Origin of the sequence: Nocardia sp. NPDC005978 (assembly GCF_040614455.1) — a bacterium.
Classification (GTDB): domain Bacteria; phylum Actinomycetota; class Actinomycetes; order Mycobacteriales; family Mycobacteriaceae; genus Nocardia.
Window position 1 is genome coordinate 1 of the sequence record NZ_JBEXUS010000243.1, and the last position, 1,292, is coordinate 1,292.

Below are 1,292 nucleotides of genomic sequence, written 5' to 3' on the forward strand. Positions count from 1 at the left end.
CGGGAACGACGGCGGTGGGCGCCCACCGCCGTCGTGCTGGCCCTGAGCCTGTGCTGGTGGTGGAACTATCCTGACCGGCCGCCGCTGGCGGAGTCGCCGCACCCGATCGGCATCGGGCTGTTCATGTTGCCGCGCGACGACATTCCGGACTGGTGGTCCTATCTCGCGGTGCCGTTCTACTCCGGCTGTTACCCGCTGCTGTGCGTCATGGCCGCGGTGTACGTCCTGCTGCGCCGCGACCGCGACGCGGCCGAGCCGGACTCCAACCATTCACGCACATTTCCTCGATCGGAGTCGTAGGTGACGCTGTCCATCTCGCCTGATGTCGAAGTGGAACCCGCCCTGCCGCCCATTCCCGTCGTCATCGAGCCGATCGACCGGCTCGTGCGCGCACCGCTACCGGATCCGGGTCCGGCGCCGTCCCGGCCCTGGCAGCCGGGCGTCCTGCTGGGCGCGGGAATCGCGCTGACCGCGGTGCTTTTCGCCGCGGGGGCGTGGCAGCGTCGCTGGATCGCCGACGACGGCCTGATCGTGCTGCGCACCGTGCGCAATCTGCTCGCGGGCCACGGCCCGGTCTTCAACATGAACGAGCGCGTGGAGACCAACACCAGCGCGGCGTGGACGTACGTGGTGTGGTTCTTCAGCTGGCTGACCGGACTGCGGCTCGAATACGTCGTACTGGGCATCTCGCTCACCCTGTCGGTCGCGGCGATCGTCATCGCCATGCTCGGTGCGGCCCGGCTCTGGGGCGGAACGACATCCGCGCTGCTGGCGCCGGCGGGGGCGATCGTCTACATCGCGCTGCCCCCGGCCCGCGACTACGCCAGCTCGGGACTCGAGAGCTGTCTGGTGCTGTTCTGGCTTGCCGTGCTGTGGTGGTCCATGCTGCGCTGGTCGCAGACCGACACGGTGCGACCGGCGGCGTTCTTCGCCACGGTGTTCTGGGCCGGACTGGCTCCGCTCATCCGGCCGGAACTGGCCATGGTCGGCGGGCTGGCGCTGCTGACGCTGTTCTGCGCACCGGTGCCGCGGACCCGGTTGCGGCCGTGGCGTTTCCGCGCGGCGACGGTGGCGGTGGCCGGGGCGGTTCCGGTCGGCTATCAGATCTGGCGCATGGGTTACTACGGACTGCCCTACCCGAACACGGCCGTGGCCAAGGAGGCCAGCGGCGCGAAATGGGAACAGGGTCTGATCTATCTGGGCGATCTGGCCGTGCCGTACTGGCTGTGGCTGCCGCTGGTCCTGCTCGCCGGCTGGGCGGCCGTGCTGCGGTGGCGGCGGCGCGCGCCGCG

General features: G+C 70.4%; 2 pseudogenes. Both read left to right on the forward strand.

Going from position 1 to position 1,292, the window contains the following annotated elements:
• A pseudogene (locus ABZ319_RS40425) lies at positions 1–300 on the forward strand (hypothetical protein); the annotation flags it as partial.
• 144 nt (positions 301–444) lie between these two features.
• Positions 445–1,292, forward strand: a pseudogene (locus tag ABZ319_RS40430) (hypothetical protein); the annotation flags it as partial.